At 67.9% G+C, this 18368-nt stretch carries 12 protein-coding genes; 11 read left to right on the plus strand and 1 reads right to left on the minus strand.

Annotation, left to right across the window (positions count from 1 at the left end):
• Positions 1–114 precede the first annotated feature (114 nt).
• The 11 genes from C5B85_RS05215 (at position 115) to C5B85_RS05265 (ending at position 17796) form a co-directional block, all read left to right on the plus strand.
• Positions 115–5457: an Ig-like domain-containing protein gene (locus C5B85_RS05215; protein ID WP_104284978.1), complete on the plus strand. Its 5343-nt coding sequence runs from the start codon at positions 115–117 to the stop codon at positions 5455–5457.
• Between the two features lie 71 nt (positions 5458–5528).
• Positions 5529–6497 carry a MoxR family ATPase gene (locus tag C5B85_RS05220; RefSeq protein ID WP_104285154.1) on the plus strand — a complete coding sequence of 323 codons (969 nt, stop codon included), beginning with the start codon at positions 5529–5531 and terminating at the stop codon, positions 6495–6497.
• Entirely contained in the window at positions 6497–7720 is a 1224-nt protein-coding gene (locus C5B85_RS05225; protein ID WP_104285155.1) for a DUF58 domain-containing protein, read from the plus strand. Before C5B85_RS05220 ends, C5B85_RS05225 begins: the two co-directional genes overlap by 1 nt.
• The gene (locus C5B85_RS05230; RefSeq protein WP_181064289.1) at positions 7717–10122 is read left to right on the plus strand and encodes a transglutaminaseTgpA domain-containing protein; all 2406 of its coding nucleotides are present in this window, start codon (positions 7717–7719) and stop codon (positions 10120–10122) included. The genes C5B85_RS05225 and C5B85_RS05230 overlap by 4 nt, the downstream gene beginning before the upstream one ends.
• Entirely contained in the window at positions 10115–10966 is an 852-nt protein-coding gene (locus tag C5B85_RS05235; RefSeq protein WP_181064290.1) for an FHA domain-containing protein, read from the plus strand. Before C5B85_RS05230 ends, C5B85_RS05235 begins: the two co-directional genes overlap by 8 nt.
• Positions 10967–11196: 230 nt before the next feature.
• A complete protein-coding gene (gene leuC / locus C5B85_RS05240; RefSeq protein WP_104284981.1) occupies positions 11197–12723 on the plus strand; it encodes a 3-isopropylmalate dehydratase large subunit in 1527 nt (508 codons plus the stop codon).
• Positions 12723–13352 carry a 3-isopropylmalate dehydratase small subunit gene (leuD, locus tag C5B85_RS05245; protein ID WP_104284982.1) on the plus strand — a complete coding sequence of 210 codons (630 nt, stop codon included), beginning with the start codon at positions 12723–12725 and terminating at the stop codon, positions 13350–13352. The genes leuC and leuD overlap by 1 nt, the downstream gene beginning before the upstream one ends.
• Positions 13349–14719 (plus strand): UDP-N-acetylglucosamine 1-carboxyvinyltransferase, encoded by a 1371-nt coding sequence (gene murA / locus C5B85_RS05250; RefSeq protein ID WP_104284983.1) that lies wholly within the window; start codon positions 13349–13351, stop codon positions 14717–14719. The genes leuD and murA overlap by 4 nt, the downstream gene beginning before the upstream one ends.
• 2 nt (positions 14720–14721) lie before the next feature.
• Positions 14722–15528, plus strand: coding sequence for a 1-acyl-sn-glycerol-3-phosphate acyltransferase (locus C5B85_RS05255; RefSeq protein ID WP_258070598.1), 807 nt, complete (start codon positions 14722–14724; stop codon positions 15526–15528).
• Positions 15525–16532 carry an NAD(P)H-dependent glycerol-3-phosphate dehydrogenase gene (locus C5B85_RS05260; protein ID WP_258070599.1) on the plus strand — a complete coding sequence of 336 codons (1008 nt, stop codon included), beginning with the start codon at positions 15525–15527 and terminating at the stop codon, positions 16530–16532. The genes C5B85_RS05255 and C5B85_RS05260 overlap by 4 nt, the downstream gene beginning before the upstream one ends.
• A 73-nt stretch (positions 16533–16605) precedes the next feature.
• Positions 16606–17796: a D-alanine--D-alanine ligase family protein gene (locus C5B85_RS05265; protein ID WP_104285157.1), complete on the plus strand. Its 1191-nt coding sequence runs from the start codon at positions 16606–16608 to the stop codon at positions 17794–17796.
• A gap of 64 nt (positions 17797–17860) precedes the next feature.
• Here the strand turns inward: C5B85_RS05265 and C5B85_RS05270 are convergent, their stop codons facing one another.
• Positions 17861–18358, minus strand: coding sequence for a DUF3515 domain-containing protein (locus C5B85_RS05270; protein WP_104284985.1), 498 nt, complete (start codon positions 18356–18358; stop codon positions 17861–17863).
• Between the last annotated feature and the right edge of the window lie 10 nt (positions 18359–18368).

Below are 18368 nucleotides of genomic sequence, written 5' to 3' on the forward strand. Positions count from 1 at the left end.
CCGGAGGACTACGGGCAGCTCTACCGGTCGCGCCCGCGTCGAATCCTCGTGCACAATGAAGCTTGATGCGCCCTGGGATGAGGCGCTGACGAGTTCTGCCGGGGGTGGGGAAGCATGCGCCGTACTGCGCCGACCTCGCGAGGCCGCCGACAGCTCGCGATGACGCTTGTGCTGGCGTTGCTCATCGGCACGCCTCTGCTCTTCGCGCTGCTCCACGAAGGCTTCCCTGCCGCTGAGATCGAGCTGGAGAGCAGCGACGTCTGGGTCTCCAACAGCCAGGATCTTCGCGCGGGTCGCCTCAACGCGCAGATCCAGGAGCTCGACGCGAGCGTGAGCCTCGTGACGGCTGACGTCGGCATCCTGCAGGACGGCGACACCGTGTTCCTGCACGACCAGACGAGCGGATCGCTCGGTCGCGTCGACCCGGCCATGACCGACCTGCGCGAGAGCATCCTGACCCCGGCGGGCAGCCGGAGCGCCTACGGTGCTGGCGTGATCGCGCTGCTCGACCCGGCTTCGGGGAATCTGTGGCTCATCGATGGCACGCAGCCTCTCGCCTTCGACGCGGCCACGGCTGAGCCCGTCGCCGAGCTCGGCACCGACGCGCAGGTCATCGTCACCTCCCTCGGTACGGTGCTCGCGGTCTCGCCCGAGCGGCAGGAGATCCTGCGCATCGAGGGCATCGGCGCCGAGCAGCGTTGGGAGCCCCTCGCGAGCGTGCCGGGCGCCTACGAGCTGACCGCCGTCGGGGAACAGCCGGTCGTGTTCGACACCGAGGCGAGCGCGCTGCTCGTTGACGGCCAGACACGCGAGGTTCCCGAGACCGCGCTGCGAGTGCAGTTGCCGGGGGCTGCCGCTTCCGAGGTTGTGCTCGCGATGGCCGACGGGGTCCTGCGGGTGCCCTTGGCCGGCGGCGAACCGACGGCCGTCCAGGCCGGTATTGTCGGCCCGCAGGCCACTCCATCTGGAACTGCCCGCCCCGCCGTCGTCGGCGGATGCACGCACGCAGCCTGGGCTCAGGCCGCCGCGACGATGGTGGTGTGCGGTGACGAGGAACCGCGAGTGCAGTCGATGTCGAATCCTCCACTCGGCGAGATCCTCTACCGCGTGAACCGCAACGTGGTCGCCCTCAACGACGTCGCAACCGGCCAGGTGTGGCTGCCGCAGGAGAACATGCGGCTCGTGGAGAACTGGAACGAGCTTGTGCCGCCGGAGGACACCGACGGCGTCGAGGGCGAGAACGAGGCCACTGAGGAGTCCTTCGAGGCCACGCTCGCCGAGCGAGGCGAGGAGAACACCCCTCCCGAGCTGATCGACGACTCCTTCGGTGTGCGCGCAGGCGCCACGGGTTACCTGACGGTGCTCGACAACGACTCGGACGTCGACGGCGACATCCTCACGATCACCGGGGTCGCGGGCGACGTCCCCGAGTCCTTCGGTGAGCTGAGACTCATCGACAACGGACGCGCCTTGCAGTTCCGCGCCGCCGAGGGCGCATCCGGCGAGCAGACGCTCACATACACCGCCACGGACGGCAGGCCTGGCGGCGTCGCGGATGCGCGGCTCACGATCCGCATCCACCCAGCTGACGCGGAGAACCAGGCCCCGACGACGAACCGGACGAGCACCGTCGCCGTCGAGGCCGGCCAGAAGATCTCCTACAACGTCATGCCCGACTGGGTCGACCCGGAGGGCGACCCCATCTTCCTGCAGGGGGCGACGCCTCCAGTCGGCGACGGGGTCGGGTTCACGCCTGACGGCCGCATCACCTTCACCGCCATGAGCGCCGAACTGGGGGAGCGGGTTGTGCCGTACCTCGTCTCGGACGGCACCTCGCAGGCAGCAGGCGAGCTGCGCATCCGCGTCGAAGCACCGGGAACCCTCGGTCCGATCGGCACCCCCGACTACGCGAAAGGCGTCGTGGGCGCGCCCATCACCACGCAGCCACTCGTGAACGACCTGTCGCCGAACGGACAAGCCCTCGGGCTCGTCGAGATCGCCGAGCTCGGCACGGCGACGGGAGGGGCGAGCTTCAACCCCGACCTCGGTACCGTGACCTTCACCTCAGAGACCGCCATAACCGCCTACGTGCAGTACACGCTCACGGCCGGGGGCGCGACGTCGGTCGGCATCATCCGCTTCGACGTCGAAGAGCCCGCCGAGGAGCCGACGCAGGTCACGGCCGTCCGTGACCTCGCCTATCTGCGCCCTGGCCAATCGAACGCAGTGAACGTGCTGGGCAACGACGTCTCGACCGGCACTGGCGTGCTCTCCGTGCAGAGCGTCGAGACGACGGACGCGGCGCGGATCGCGGGCCTGGCCGTCGAGCTCATCGACAACACGATCGTTCGCCTCTCGTCACAATCGGCGATCCAGCAGCCCATCGAGCTCCCGTACACGATCACCGACGGCGCCGCCACCTCCGTTGGGTTCATCGTCGTCGTCCCGGTCGAACCGGCCATCACCCACGAGCCCCCGGTCGCGGTCGACGACACACGGCGTGTGCGCGCGGGTGACTACACGAGCGTTTCCGTGCTCGAGAACGACTCCCACCCTGATGAGGCACAGATGTCGCTGACGCCTGAACTCAACACCGTGCAGGTCGGCGACGGCTACGCCTTCGTGTCCGGTGACGACGTCCGGCTCCAAGCGCCGAGCGAACCGGGCACCTACTCGCTCGGCTACACCGTCATCGACGAGCACGGGGAGCAGGCGGGCGCCAACGTCTCGTTCCAGGTCACGGCTCCCGACGAGTCGAGCAACAGGCCGCCAGCACCGGGCGTCGACACAGCTCGAGTGTTCGAGGGCGCCAGCGTCCGCATCGACGTGCCGCTGAGCGGCATCGACCCGGACGGCGACTCCGTCGAGCTCACGCAGCTCATCGACGTGCCGAAGCTCGGCTCGGTGCGCGAGATCACGCAGACCTCGTTCATTTACGAGGCATTCGCTGGAGCCGCCGGCACCGACATCCTCCGCTACGAGGTCGTCGACGGCTACGGCCAGCGAGCGGAGGGCACGATCAGGGTCGGTGTCGTCGCTCGCCCCGCCGCGACTGCGCCTCCCGTCGCCGTCGACGACAACGTCCGCGCCAAGCCTGGCTCCCGCATCGCGGTGCCCGTCCTGCAGAACGACTCTGACCCGAACGGGTACAAGCTCGAGCTCGTGCCAGAGCTCGTCGGCGTCGACCCGAGCTTCGACGCTGAGGTCGACGGCGAGTCCGTCATCGTCACGGTGCCAAGCGAGGGCGACTTCATCTCCGTGCCGTACACGATCACGAACGGGCAGGGCGGGCAGGACGCCGCGTTCATCCACATCACGATGAGCGCCGATGCGCCGACGCTCCCACCCACCGCGACCGACCACGTCGTGCGCCTCGACGACTTCGCCGGGGGCGAGACGCTCAGCGTCAACGTGCGCGACGGCGCTGCGAACCCGGGGGGCCGCGTGAGCGAGCTCGCCGTCGACCTCGTCGGTGCCGGCGCCGGCGCTGCACAGGTCGAGGAGGACGGGCGCGTGACGGTGTCGCTCAGCGACGTGAGGCAGATCATCGTGTACCGGCTCACGGCCGCGGACACGGGCCTCACCGCCGCGGGCTTCCTCATGGTTCCCGCGCTCATCACGGAGGAGTCGAAGCGACAGTCGCCGTTCCTCATCCCCGACCTCCCCGCCCAGAAGGTGAAGGTCGGCGAATCGATCTCGTGGGACGTCAACGACCTCGTACGCGCGCCGTCCGGCAACCGGGTCGTGCTCATCAACCCGGAACAGGTGTGGGCTGAGCAGGCCGACGGCAGCGCCCTCGTGCAGGGCGACACGAAGCTCAGCTTCGCCCCGAAACCGGGGTTCCGCGGGCCGGCGTCCATCACGTTCCAGGTCTCGGATGCGCAGGGCGACAACGACCCGAACGCCGGCATCGCGACCATCCGCGTGCCGATCACGGTCGGCGACCCCGACTTCTTCGACGTCGCGCCGACGTTCGTGGCACCGCAGCTGACCGTCGAGCAGGGGACAGAGCAGAGCTTCGACCTGCGGACGGCCACGGGCCACCCCAACAAGGACGTCCTCCCGCAGGTGCAGTACTCGAAGCTGACGGGTGGCACCGGGGACCTGAAGGCGACCCTCGACGGCAGCACCGTCAAGGTGGGGGCTGGCCTGTCAGCGAAGGTCGGCACCGTCGCGAAATACACGGTCACCTACACGTTCCGCGACTTCGTGCAGACCGGGACCGTGACCGTGACCGTCGTCTCGACGTCCAAGCCGCTGCCGCGCGCCGTGCCGGACGAGCAGCTCGCGCGCCGCAACGAGACCGTCACCATGAACGTCACCGGCAACGACTTCAACCCGTTCCCCGAGTCGCCGCTCAAGCTCATCTCCGCGAGCGAGGTGTCGGGAGCCGGCTCCGGAGCCACAGTGTCGGTTGTCGACGGCCAGGTCCGCATTGTTCCGAAGGCGAACTTCATCGGCACCATCACGGTCAGCTACCGCATCGGTGACCAGACCGGCGACCCGTTGCGCGAGACGACGGGGCTCGCGACCGTCCAGGTGCAGGACGTGCCCGGTGCGCCGACCACGGTGACGCTCGCGAAGGGCAGTTCGCTCGGCACGCTTGTCGTGAGCTGGTCAGGGGCTGTCTCGAACGGGAAGGAGATCACCGGCTACGAAGTGACGCTGACGGGCGGCGCAACGCCGATCGAGAAGTCAGCCGGTCTCGCGAACAGCGTGACGTTCACAGCGGCGGACGGCCTTCTGCCGGGCCGCGAGTACACGGCCACCGTACGTGCCGCAAACGAACTCGGATTCGGGCCTCCCGCCACCTCCGTCGGCGCGAAGCCGATCGACCTGCCACAGGCCCCGCAAGGGCTCACCGTGCCGGACGTGCTCGCGCCACCCGGCGAACTCACGGGCACGCTGACCGCAAGATGGTCTGCCCCATCGGTGGACGGCGGCGGCCTCACCGGCTACGACGTGACGGTCCAGATCGGCACTCAGGCCCCGACGACCACAAGCGTGCCAGCAACTCAGCTGTCGTTCGAAATCACCGGCATCACGATCCCAAAGTCAGCGTCGACGCCGGTGAGCGTCTATGTCGCGGCGAAGAACGAGGCTGGCGTCTCGACCGCGACAGGGAAAATAGTCGGCAACCTGATTTACACGCCCCTCTACAAGATCAGCGTCACCGGTGGCGATGCCGTTGACGGCAAGCCGGATGAGGTGAAGAGCTTCCACATCAAGGGGGAGGACTTCCTGGCGAGTACGACCTACAGCGTCAAGTGCTACAGCAACGGGAAGCCGGGCGACGACAAGCTCGTGGGGGAGCAGGGTGGCGTGAGCGGTCCAGCGCTGAACGCCGACGGTGGAGTCAGGGTCCCGGCTTGCGAAGGCAGCCTCGGCGGCTACTGGGTGGAGATCCTGGACAAGGGCACCGTCGTTGTACGAAGCGACGTAGTCGAGAAGTGGTAGGCCGAATGTCGGTGGATGAAGAGACGATCAACAGACCCGGCGCGCAGCAGCCGTCGCGAAGAGGAGCCAGCATGACAGTGACCGAAGAGCAGGCCGCCTGGTTCCAGGATGCGTTCGACCGGTTGGCGGCGAACATCGAGCGTGCGGTCGTCGGTAAGCGCCACGTCGTCGAGCTCACGCTGACAACCCTCTTCAGCCAGGGTCACCTCCTCCTCGAGGACGTGCCAGGGACAGGCAAGACGGTGCTCGCCAAGGCGCTCGCGAAGACGATCGACGGCACCAACAGTCGCGTGCAGTTCACGCCAGACCTGCTGCCCTCCGACGTCACGGGTGTCACGATCTTCGACCAGGTGAAGCGCGACTTCGAGTTCCACCCCGGCCCGATCTTCGCGTCCATCGTGCTCGCCGACGAGATCAACCGCGCCTCGCCGAAGACGCAGTCCGCGCTCCTCGAGGTCATGGAAGAGGGGCGGGTCACGGTCGACGGCACGCCGCATCCGGTGCCGGCACCGTTCCTCGTCATCGCCACCCAGAACCCCGTCGAGCAAGCCGGAACGTACAAGCTGCCTGAGGCGCAGCTCGACCGCTTCCTCATGAAGACCTCGCTCGGCTACCCCGACCATGCGAGCACCGTGCGCCTGCTCATGGACGCCGGGAACCGGCAGCGCGCCGACAGCGTGCCAGCGATCCTGCACGCGGAGAACGTCGTCGTCATGCAAGAGCTGGCCGCCGAAGTGCACGTCGACGAGTCGATCATGGCCTACGTGTCGGAGATCGTGACGGCCACGCGCGCTGACCGCGACGTGATAGTCGGCGTCTCCGTCCGCGGTGCCCTCGCGCTTGCCCGCGCCGTGAAGGCGTGGGCCCTCGCGCACGGCCGCCGCTATGTCATCCCAGACGACGTGCGCACCCTCGCACACCCGGTCCTCGCGCACCGCCTGATCCTCGACCCAGAGGCCGAGTTCTCCGGCACGACCCCCGACCAGGTCATCGACCGCTGCCTCCTCGAGGTCCAGCCTCCTCAGCACCGGGCCGTCTAATGGCTGAAGGGCACGAACCAGGAGAAGCCGAGCTCGCCGAACGCGACCGGCTCACGATCGGCGACGCCATCAAGTGCGTCACGCCGCTCGGCTGGATCGTGCTCGTCGCCGGCATCGTGCTGCTCGCTGCCGGAACCGTCTTCGGCTGGCTCGAGCTCATCGGCATCGGGGGAGTCCTTGTCGGAGTGTTCGCGGCAGCCGTTCCCTTCACGATCGGCCGCGAGAGCTTCGGCGTGCAGGTGGAGCTCGAACCGCGACGCGTACGCGTCGGCGACCGCGCGCTCGGCCGCCTGCAGGTGACGAACCTCGGGGAACGGCGCGTCCTCCCGACGCGCCTCGCCCTCCCGGTCGGGCAGGCCACGGCAGAGTTCAGCGTTCCGCAGCTCGCGCCAGACGAAACCCACGAGGACCTCTTCGCCGTGCCCACCACACGACGCGCTGTGATCGAGGCCGGCCCGGCCCGGTCACTGCGAGGCGACCCGCTCGGGCTCCTCGAGCGAGCCACGAAGTGGACCGGCGTGCTCGAGCTGTTCGTGCACCCGCGAACGGTGCGCATCACAGCTCAGGTTGCTGGACTCCTCCGAGACCTCGAGGGTGTGACCGGTGAGCGCATCACCGATGACGACCTCGCCTTCCACGCGCTGCGTCCCTACGAACCGGGAGACGACCGCAGGAACATCCACTGGCGGACAAGCGCCCGCACGGGACTCCTCATGGTCCGTCAGTTCCAGGAGACCAGGCGCTCGCAGGCCAACGTGCTGCAGACGCTCGAGACAGCCGCCTACGCCTCGGAGGAAGAGTTCGAGCTCGGAGTCGAGGTGCTCGCCTCACTCGCCCAGGAACTCATCCACTCCGGCGTCTCCGTGAGCGCCATGACGCAAAGCGGGCAGCTGCCCACTCGAGCGGTCTCGTCGATGCTCGATGGCAGCAGCCGACTCGAGCCGCTCGAGGCGGCGGCGCCATCGCTGCGCGACTTCGTGGCGCTCAGCGCACGGCGGCTCCCGCAAGCCAGCATCGTTTTCCTCGTATGTGGGAGCGGCACGACGGACGCACAGCTCGGGCAGCTGCAGTCCGTCTTCGCGGCCGATGTGACGCTTGTCGTCTTCCGATGCGCGATCGGGCACCCCGCGAGCCGCACGCGCCTGCGCGAGACCGTGGTCTGCACGGTGCCCGAACTCGACGACCTGCCCCGCCTAGTGCGCGAGACGCGGGTGCGCACATGACGGCGGTGCACGGACAGACGGGTCGTGCACCGAGCCGCGAGAAGCGCCGCGTCGTCGAAGCGAGCACCCTCGTCGATGCTGGCGTCGATGCTGGCGTCGATGCTGGCGTCATCGCGGCGCTCACGCTCATCGCTTCGCTCGGCTTCGCGCCTGCCTACGGCAGCACCTGGTTCCTGCTCGCCGTCGCCGGCGGACTCCTGATCGGCATCGGATCCGCGCTCCTCGGCTCAAAACTCGGGCTCACGCGGTTCAACACCCTTCTCGTAGCGATCGCCGCCTACTTCCTCCTGGGCACGGCATTCGCGCTTCCCCAGTCAGGCCTCGGCGGGGTGCTCCCCACGCTCGCGACGCTCGCCGACCTCGCCAGAGCGCCCGTCTTCGCCTGGCGCGACGCTGTCACCCTCTCGACTCCGCTCCTCGCGCCCACCCACCTCGCGGTGCTCCCGTACTTCGCAGCGACCATCTCTTCCCTCGTCTCGATGCTCGTGCTGCTCTGGATTGCCCCGACGAGACCAGGCTCCATCTGGTCGCCGACGGTGGCGTTGCTTGGCCCCCTCGCGGTGCTCGCCAGCGCGATCTTCGTCGGGACGGAGGACAGCGTCGCTGGCGTCCTGCGCGGCGGGGCCTTCGCGCTCATCGCGCTCGTCTGGCTCAGCTGGCGTCGAGGCTTCGGCAACATCGCATCGAAGGACGCGAGGCGCGCACTCGTGCGATCCCGCGCCCTCGGCACCGGCGTTCTTGTTCTTGTCGCCGCGCTCCTCACCACCGCTGGCGGCTTCGTGGCGTCAGAGACCGTCGCCGACCAGCGCGTCGTCGCGCGAGAGCAGATCACTCCGCCGTTCGACCCGCTGTCTCACACGAGTCCGCTCGCCGGCTTCCGTGAGTACTCGAAGCTCCAGCCTGACGCGGTGCTCTTCGACGTCAGCGGTCTCGAGAGCGGCGACCGTATCCGCCTCGCGACGCTCGAGAGCTACTCGGGCAAGTCCTGGCAGATCGCCAAACCCCAAGAATCGTTGGACGCGACGGGCAGCTACAACCTGTCAGGCAGGGTCGTTCCGAGCAACCCGTTCGTGACCTCGTCGTCCGACCGAGCTCTCGGCGTCTCCGTCCGCGACTACTCCGACATCTGGCTGCCGAGCGTCGGCGTGCCCACCGATGTGAACTTCACGGGCGGCAGCCTGCCGGAGCGCAGCGGAGACTTCCGCTTCAACTCGCGTACCGGGGGAGGCCTCGTCACGTCTGGCCTCCGCGAAGGCGACACCTACGAGATCGCCGCCATGGCGCAGGACCTCCCGGTTGAGGGGCAGCTCGACAACGTTGATGTCGTCGACCTCGACTACCCGGCGATGCCAGCGGCGCCGGCCGCGCTCGTCGAGCGGATGCAGAGCTACATCGCAGGCGAGACCTCCCCCTACCTCCAGCTCAAGGCCATCGAGAACGCTCTCATCGCCGAGGGGTTCCTCAGCCACGGGACGGCGAGCGACACCGTGCCATCGCGGGCAGGCCACGGACTCGACCGTATGCAGGAGCTCTTCGACCTCCGCTACCTCGTCGGCGACCAGGAGCAGTACGCGTCGGCAATGGCCATCATGGCCCGTCAACTCGGATTCCCGGCACGTGTCGTGATGGGCTACGCACCGGAGCAGGTCTCGGCTGACGGCACAACCGAGGTGCGCGGGTCCGACGTCACCGCCTGGGTCGAGGTGCCCTTCGAAGGGTTCGGCTGGGTCGCCTTCGAACCGACACCAGAGCAGACAGACGTGCCCGTCAACACGACCACGGAGCCGCAGTCGAAGCCGAAAGCGCAGGTGAGGCAGCCGCCTCAGACACAGGAGAAGCCGGAGGAGCTCCTCACGAGCGCCGACGAGCCGCGGCAGGAGGAGGAGCCGGATGATGAAGAGACCCTGCCGGCCTGGCTCGTTCCCCTCAGCGTCGCGCTCGCGGTGCCTCTTGTGCTCTTTCTCGCGCCGCTCCTCGTCATCGCTCTCCTGAAGAGGAGGCGGCGCCGGAAACGGGAGCACGAGGGCAGTCCGGACCTGCGCGCTGCGGCCGCCTGGAGCGACAGCATCGACCGGTTCGCCGAGCTTGGGTACCGGGTGCCGCCGAAACGGACGAGGCTCCAGACCGCCGAGGCAGTGCATCCCTCGCTCGTCTCGATCGCCGACCGGAGCGACAGGGCGGTCTTCGGCGACGAGCTGCCGACCGACGAACAACTCGAGCAGTTGTGGGTCGACGTGGACACCTCCGTCGCGGAGGCGAAGAGCGCCGCGGGCTTCTGGCGCCGTCTGCGAGGACGATATACGTTCCGCACGACCCAGCGAGCCGTATCATGGCGACGTGGAACGTTCGGGGTTCATCCAAGTACCGCCGGGAATGATCGGCCAGGGGCCGGTCATGCCTGAATCGGCCGACCGGTCGGGTCGACCCGACTGGTCGGGTCAGGCAGCAGGCAACGGGGGAGCAGCAGAAGCTCCGGCCGATGACTGGCTGCGCGCGGAGCTCGACGACGAGTACCCGCTCCCACCCATGCCAGCGCCGCGCCCACGGCTCTCACCGCAACCGCTGCCGCATTCTCAGTCACAGCCTGGGCAGGTGCAGCAGCAACCGCCGGCGCAGGTCCTGCCACCCGCCGCCCCACGCTTCGGCGAGGCTGCACAGCCGACAAGCGCGCCACTCGAGTCGCTGCTCGGGCAACCCGCCGCGGGGACCTACGTGTCCTCAGCGCCGCCGTCGGTCCCGCCGTCGATCCCGCCGTCGGTGCCACCATCAGTGCTGCAACCACCCATCGCCCCGGGCGGAGCATCCTCCGCGACGCCGCGCGGAGATGCCGCGTTCGGCGCGTCAACGGAGCAGCCAGAGCAGCAGGGGCACCCAGACCAGCGCGAGCCGCAGAACCACATCGAGCAGCCGCTCCCCGAATGGGTGATCGTACTCTCCGACGGGGTCAGCCTCCCCATCTACGGGCCCGTGGTCATCGGACGAAACCCCTCGCAAGAACGTTTCCCCGACGCTTCGGTCTCGGCGGTCCCCGACCTCACGCAGACGATGTCCAAGACTCACGCACGGTTCTGGGTCGACGGGGATCGGCTGTACGTCGACGACCTCAATTCGACGAACGGAGTCGCGCTCTTCCCAGGCGGGAATGCGCATGGCGCCCTCGCGGTTGAGCCTGGAGTCCCAGCGGAGCTCCGCTCAGGCGACGTTGTGCAGCTGGGCGAGTACCGGCTCTCGATTCGCCGGAGCTGAGGCCTGCTCTCGTTCACCTCACGTCAGGAGCCGCATGGTCAAGGCGATGCAGCTCGCGCCCCTCGGGGCCGCCCCAACTGCCCAGAAGTCGCAGGCAGGCGCAGTGTTAGCATGGTCCGCATGTCTGCTGGCCTGCTCCTCCTTTGCTGCCGCGACGGGGCCTGACTTCGAAGGTGCATCCCGTCGCGGTGTCGATGGCGCCTGAGCAGATGCGAGGAGACACAAGCAACATGAAGACGGATAGCAGCACGGACGCGGCGCAGGGCACGGACGCAGCGCAGGGCACGGACGCAGCGCAGTCAAGGACCCTGGCGCAGAAGGTGTGGGAAGACCACCTCGTCGCGAAGGGCGAAGACGGCTCGCCGGACCTCATCTACATCGACCTGCACATCATGCACGAGGTCACGAGCCCGCAGGCGTTTGACGGCCTGCGCGTAGCCGGCCGACCGGTCCGGCGCCCCGACCTCACGATCGCGACGGAAGACCACAACACCCCGACGGTCGACATCCTGAACCGCATCGCCGACACGACGAGTCGCACGCAGATCGAGACATTGCGCCGTAACGCCAAGGAGTTCGGCATCCGCCTCCACCCGCTCGGCGACGCCGAGCAGGGCATCGTGCACGTCGTCGGTCCGCAGCTCGGCCTCACGCAGCCGGGCATCACCGTCGTGTGCGGCGACTCGCACACCTCAACGCACGGGGCCTTCGGGGCCATCGCGTTCGGCATCGGCACAAGCGAGGTCGAGCACGTGCTCGCGACGCAGACGCTCGCGATCAAGCCCTTCAAGACGATGGCGATCAACGTCGACGGCACGCTCAAGGAAGGCGTCACCGCGAAGGACATCATCCTCGCCGTCATCGCGAAGATCGGCACTGGCGGTGGCGCCGGTTACGTGCTCGAGTACCGCGGCTCAGCGATCGAAGCGCTCTCCATGGAGGGGCGCATGACGATCTGCAACATGTCCATCGAGGCGGGCGCCCGGGCCGGCATGGTCGCGCCAGACGAGAAGACCTTCGCCTACCTGGCAGGCCGCGACCACGCTCCGAGCGGCGACGACTGGGATGCGGCGCTCGACTACTGGCGCACGCTGAGGACGGACGATGACGCCGTCTTCGACGCCGAGGTCTTCATCGACGCTGACAACCTCGAGCCGTTCGTGACGTGGGGGACCAACCCGGGCCAGGGGATCTCGCTCAACGGTGTCGTACCGGAGCCGTCCGAATTCGCTGACCCTAACGATCGCCAGGCTGCCGAGCGAGCGCTCAAGTACATGGCGCTCGAAGCTGGTCGCCCCATGAAGTCCATCCCCGTCGACGTCGTCTTCATGGGCTCATGCACGAACAGTCGGATCGAAGACCTGCGAGCGTTCGCGTCCGTCATCGAGGGACGGAAGAAGGCCGACGGTGTTCGCGTCATGGTCGTTCCCGGTTCGGCGCGAGTGCGTCTCGAGGCGGAAGCTGAGGGGCTCGACAAGATCATCAAGGAATTCGGCGCTGAGTGGCGCTTCGCGGGATGCTCGATGTGCCTCGGCATGAATCCAGACCAGCTCGAGCCAGGTCAGCGATGCGCCTCCACCTCCAACCGGAACTTCGAAGGCCGACAGGGCAAAGGCGGGCGAACGCACCTCGTGTCGCCCCTCGTCGCCGCCGCGACCGCCGTTCGAGGTACGCTCTCGAGTCCGTCCGATCTCGACGAGCCCGCCGCATCCGCGCCTGGCCATGATGCACAGCTGCCGCAGGAGGTGACCGTCTGATGGAGAAGATCACTCGCATCGAAGGCACCGCCGTGCCCCTGCGTCGATCCAACGTGGACACCGACCAGATACTCCCCGCCGTCTACCTCAAGCGCGTCACCAAGACGGGCTACGAGGATGCGCTCTTCAACGGTTGGAGGCAGGACCCGGAGTTCGTGCTCAACCGGCCCGAATACCAGGAGAACCCCCGCATCCTGCTCGTCGGACCCGACTTCGGTACTGGCTCGTCTCGCGAGCACGCCGTGTGGGCGCTCAAGGATTACGGCTTCCGGGCCGTCATCGGTTCCCGTTTCGGAGACATCTTCCTCGGCAACGCCGGCAAGCAAGGGCTGCTTGTCGCCACGCTGGAGGAGCACATCGTAGAACAGCTCTGGGACGCCGCAGAAGCGGACCCGAGCACGACTGCGGTCGTTGATCTCACCACGAACACCGTTACTGTCGGAGACATGGCGGCGACGTTCGAGATCGACGACTACACGAGATGGCGTCTGCTCGAGGGCCTCGACGACATCTCGTTGACGTTGCGTGACGAACACGCGATCTCCACCTTTGAGTCACGCCGAGAGGCGTGGCGTCCGCGGACCCTTCCAATCCGCAGGTCCACCACCGCAGGGAGTGCAACTCAGTGAACACGATCACCAACGACTCGGCTCGCGCCGGCGCATCAGTCGGTCTGACCGGCGACACCATCGTCTTCAACGGCGGACGCCCGCTCTCAGGTCGCATCGAGGTGCGTGGCGCCAAGAACCTCGTGACCAAGGCCATGGTCGCGGCGCTCCTCGGCGAAGAAGTCAGCGTCCTCCGCGACGTTCCGGATATCTCCGACGTGCGCGTCGTCGCCGGTCTCCTCACGCTGCACGGTGTGAAGATCGACCGCAACGAGGTCTCCGGCGACTTGCGCCTCGACCCGACGAACGTCGAGACGGCCCACATGGCCGAGATCAACGCGCACGCGGGCTCCAGCCGCATCCCGATCCTCTTCTGCGGCCCGCTCCTGCACCGCCTGGGCGAAGCGTTCATCCCCGACCTCGGCGGCTGCCGCATCGGCGACCGCCCGATCGACTTCCACCTCGAGGTGCTCCGCAACTTCGGCGCCGTCATCGAGAAGCTGCCGAGTGGCATCCGGATGAGCGCGCCAGAGGGCCTGCACGGCGCGAAGGTCACGCTCCCATACCCGTCCGTCGGCGCCACGGAGCAGGTCCTGCTCACTGCTGTTCGCGCGAACGGCCGCACGGAGTTGCGCAACGCGGCCATCGAGCCGGAGATCATGGACCTCATCAACATCTTGCAGAAGATGGGCGCCGTCATCTCCGTCGACGCCGACCGAGTCATTCGCATCGAGGGCGTCGAGCGTCTCGGCGGGTACAGCCACAAGGCGCTCTTCGACCGCAACGAGGCAGCGAGCTGGGCCTCGGCGGCGCTCGTCACGAAGGGCGACATCTACGTGGGCGGCGCGAAGCAGCCCGAGATGCTCACCTTCCTCAACGTCTTCCGCAAGGCAGGCGGAGCCTTCGAGATCCATGACGACGGCATCCGCTTCTACCACCCGGGCGGCGAGCTGCGCCCCGTCGTCATCGAGACCGACGTGCACCCCGGCTTCATGACCGACTGGCAGCAGCCGCTTGTTGTCGCCCTGACCCAGGCGCACGGCGTCTCCATCGTGCACGAGACGGTGTACGAGCAGCGCTTCGGCTTCGTCGACGCACTCGTCGAGATGGGCAGCGACATCCAGCTGCACCGCGAGTGCCTCGGCAGCCAGGAATGCCGCTTCGGGCAGCGCAACTTCCAGCACTCCGCCATCATCTCCGGCCCGACGAAGCTCAAGGCAGCCGACATCGAGGTCCCTGACCTTCGTGGCGGCTTCAGCCACCTCATCGCGGCGCTTGCAGCGGATGGCACCTCACGTGTCTCCAACGTCGGCATCATCGCGCGCGGCTACGAGAACTTCATCGCGAAGCTCGAGACTCTCGGAGCTGACTTCACGGTTGAGGCGTAGGGGTGTCCGCTGAGAAGCGGGGATCTGCGCAGCAACGTCGTTCACCAGAGAAGAGCAAGCCCTCGATCTTCTGGTTCCTCGCGGCGGTCGCCTTCCCACTGAGCTGGCCGATCATGCGCTGGGAGATCGAGGGCAAGCTCCCGGAGCACGGCGCGTTCATCGTCGCCCCGAACCACACCAGCGAGATCGACCCGCTCATCATGGGCATGGCGGTCTGGAAGCTCGGCCGCGCGCCGCGCTTCATGGCGGCCGACCGCCTCTTCCGCGTGAAGGGGCTCGGCTGGATCCTCCGCAAGAGCGGGCAGATCCCCGTCTCGCGCGATGTGCGCGGCGCCAATCAGGCGGCGATCGCGTCCGCCCAGCAGCTCGCACGGCTCGGGCAGGGCGTCATCATCTACCCGGAGGGCACGCTTACCCGTGAGCCGGACCTGTGGCCGATGCGCGGCAAGAACGGCGCGGCGCGAGTCGCGCTGAGCGCCGACATCGCCGTGTACCCGACCGCGATCTGGGGTGCGCAGAACATTCTGCCTCGCTACGCCAAGCGGCCAACGCTCGGGTGGCGGAAGACCATCACGGTGCACGTCGGCGAGCCAGTCAGCCTCGCCGAGTTCAGCGGCCGGATGCACAGCGCGAGCGCCATGAAGGGCGCGACGGAGCTCATCATGCGTGACATCACGGGACTGCTCGAGGGCATCCGAGGCAAGAAGGCTCCTGCAGAGCTCTACGACCCGGCGAAGCACGGGCAGACGGAGCACGGCAAGTTCCGGCAGAACCGGAGCGGCTCTTCCGGGGAATCGGGCGAAGCGTGAGTTCTGCGCAGCGCGCCGTCGTCCTGGGCAGCGGCAGCTGGGGAACGACATTCGCGAAGGTGCTCGCGGATGCGGGGCACGACGTGACCATCTGGGCGCGTCGCCCCGAGGTCGCGAGCGAGATCAACGAGTCGCACCGCAACACCGGCTACCTGCCTGGCGTCGACCTGCCGAGGAACCTTCGCGCAACCACTGACCTCGTGGACGCCGTTCGCGGGCAGCACTTCGTGTTCGTCTCGGTCCCTGCCCAGACGGCGCGTGAGCTCGCGGCCCAGCTGGTGCCGCTCATCGACGACAACTCGGTTGTTGTCAGCCTCATGAAGGGCGTCGAGCGCTCCAGTGGTCTCCGCATGAGCGAAGTGCTCGAGAGTGTTCTGCAGGTTCCCGCGGAGCGAATCGCGGTCGCAAGCGGGCCCAACATCGCGCTCGAGATCGCGAAAGAGCAGCCGACGGCGATCGTCGTCGCATCGGACAGCGAAGCGACGGCCGTGAGTGTCGCCAAGCTGGCCCGCAACTCCTATCTCAAGTCGTTCGTGAACGTGGACGTCGTCGGCACGGAGTTCGGTGGGGTCCTCAAGAACCTCATCGCCATCGCGGTCGGCATCGTCGACGGTGTCGGCTACGGCGAGAACACCAAGGCGTCCGTCATGACGCGCGGCCTCGCAGAGATCTCGGACTTCGCGGTCGCCATGGGGGCACAGGCGTCGACGATGATCGGCCTGGCGGGCCTCGGCGACCTCATCGCGACCTGCGAGTCGCCGCTCTCACGCAACTTCACGGCCGGCCGGCTCCTCGGGCAGGGCTACGTCTACGACGACGTGGTCGCCCAGATGCAGCAGACCGCGGAAGGGCTCAGGTCGGTTGGTGCGATCCTCGAGCTCGCGGAACGCCACGGCGTCGACATGCCCATCGCGAAGCAGATCGACGACGTCCTCCACGGGCGCATGAGCCCGGCGGACCTGGCACCACACCTCGCGACCGACGACGGTCCGAGCGGCGAGTAGCGCAGAGCCCGGCTCGGGCGACCCCGTACCCTTGGAAGCCGTGAGCGAAGAGTCGCTCGTGGAAGGAAACCTCATGTCGACTGCTCAGCCGAACGCCACCGCATCCGCCGACTCGCGGCCCCTCATCGCCGTCGTCTTCGGGGGCCGATCGAGCGAGCACGCGATCTCCTGCGCAACGGCGAGCGGCGTCCTCGGGGCGATCGACCGCGAGAAGTACCGCGTCCTGCCGATCGGCATCACTCGCGACGGCGCCTGGGTGCTGGAGGACGACGACGCGGACAAGTTCGCGCTCGACCCCGAGAACCTGCCGGAGGTCGTCGACAACGGCACGCGCATCCACCTGCCTGACTCCGCGAAGCACCGCGAGGTGACCGTGTCGCGTGTCGAGGGCGATGCCCTTGGCGCGGAAGCGGGTGCTGAGCTCACAGAGCGCACCTCGCTCGGCGAGGTCGACCTGGTCTTCCCGATCCTCCACGGCCCGTTCGGCGAGGATGGCACCGTGCAGGGCATGCTGGAGCTTGTCGGCCTGCCGTTCGTCGGTTCGTCGGTGCTGGCCGCGAGCGTCGGCATGGACAAGCACTACACGAAGATCGTGCTGCGGGATGCCGGCCTGCAGGTCGCAGACGGCGTCACGATCACGCAGCACCAGTGGGACACGCAGGGCGAGTCGCTTGCGTCCGAGGTCGTCGAAGGCCTTGGTCTCCCCGTCTTCATCAAGCCGGCCCGTGCTGGCTCGAGCGTCGGCGTCAGCAAGGTCGCGGCCCTCGAGGAGTTCGCCTCCGCCATGGCGACGGCCCTCGCCGAGGACGACCACGTGCTCGTGGAGGCCGCGGTTGTCGGGCGCGAAGTCGAGATCGCTGTGCTCGAGTCGCGTCCGGGTGAGCGCGCACGTGCCTCCGTCGCCGGTGAGATCGTCATGACCAAGGCCGAGTTCTACGACTTCGAGGCCAAGTACCTCGATGATTCGGGGGTCGAGCTGCGCTGCCCCGCCGATCTGAGCGGCGAGCTGCTCGAGGAGATGGCGGAGCTCGGGGTTCGCGCCTTCGAGGCGCTCGGCGCTTCTGGGCTCGCGCGCGTCGACTTCTTCCTCACGGAGGACGGGTTCGTCGTCAATGAGATCAACACGATGCCCGGATTCACGCCGATCTCGATGTTCCCGAAGTGCTGGCAGGCGAGCGGCATGAGCTACCCGGAGCTCATCACCGAGCTCATCGAGGTCGCAAGGGCCCACGCGGCTGCACGCGAGGCTCGCCTCACACGCTAGCGACCAGGCCGTGAGCGCGCGCCCGGTTCAGACGGCCTGTCTCAGGCGGTCTGGACTGCGCGCGCTACTGCGAACCTAGGACGTCGTCGGCGCCCACGCAGCCGCCGGTCTCCGGGAGCTTGGAGACGGCGTCCGTGAGGTCGATGAGCACGTTCGTGCCGGAGGCGACGTCGGAGTTGACGATGACCTCGACCGCAGGGGTGCGCCCGTAGCTCGTGAAGCGGTAGGTCGGAGCCTGGCTGTCGTCGACGATCCAGTCGATGTCGTTGATGCTCTGGCATTCTGCGGAGGTCGGCCCCGGGGTCGGCACGCCGCAACGGAGCAGCACGCCTGCCGGGCTGCCCCACGCGCCCGTGGCCTGGGCGTTCGTGAGTCGCAACTCGAGCCCGTCGACAGTGGAGGGGAGGCGCACGGAGACTTCGGCGCATTCCGGAGCTGCGGCATCCGGCGCCGGTTCCATCGGCACACTGGCGCTGTTGCAGGCGGTGAGAAGTACGACGGATGCGGCGGTCGCGAGCACGGCTGAGCCGATTCGCGAGACGGTGCGGGAGGTTCGAGACATTTGCTCCCAG

The sequence above is a fragment of the Pseudoclavibacter sp. AY1F1 genome (assembly GCF_002931075.1).
GTDB lineage: Bacteria > Actinomycetota > Actinomycetes > Actinomycetales > Microbacteriaceae > Pseudoclavibacter.